Source organism: Mycobacterium sp. E342, assembly GCF_001667665.1.
GTDB lineage: Bacteria > Actinomycetota > Actinomycetes > Mycobacteriales > Mycobacteriaceae > Mycobacterium.
Window position 1 is genome coordinate 1 of record NZ_LZJM01000014.1, and the last position, 565, is coordinate 565.

The following is a 565-nucleotide window of genomic DNA, read 5'->3' on the forward strand; positions in this document are numbered from 1 at the left end:
AGATTGTCGGTGCGAAACTCAACTGGGCGTCCAAACCTCCGCCCGGCGCGACCTCCCCGCCCGTGGCCGCCTTCGCCGACGAGGGTGACCCCGAGTGCGAACCGCTGATCGCGCCAGACACGTACTCGGTGGGGGTGGCTTACACCGCGTGGCGGAGCAATCTCTACAAAGAGGACAAGGACACGTACGAGCATGCGGTCCGTCAAGCCGTTGCGACGGTCGTCGATTCCAAAGCAGCGACGGTGTTGCTTGGCAACGCTTTTGCCAAGCGTCTCGACGCCTGCAGCAATGCCGTCATCCACCTGAGCGGCAAATATCGATGGAGATTCCAAAAGACCGACGCCGCCGGCAAGGATCTGACGTGGACCGCGACGGAACTGCAGGACGGGAAGCCCACCGGTTGGATCTGCCCCAACGTGGCGCGCGCGAAGAACAATGTGATCATCACTGCGCAGGTGTGCCAATACGGCAATGGCGCTCCGGCCACCGCGACAATTCTGGACAAGATGTCGGAGAAGATACCCCGATAGACCCGGGAGAATCGGAATACTTTGTGCAGGCTCCG

General features: G+C 61.6%; 1 protein-coding gene. It reads left to right on the forward strand.

All coding sequences use genetic code 11. The annotated features are described in order from the left end of the window. The coding region (locus A5692_RS00835; protein ID WP_068051138.1) for a sensor domain-containing protein at positions 1 to 530 on the forward strand (530 nt) is incomplete at its 5' end. Between the last annotated feature and the right edge of the window lie 35 nt (positions 531 to 565).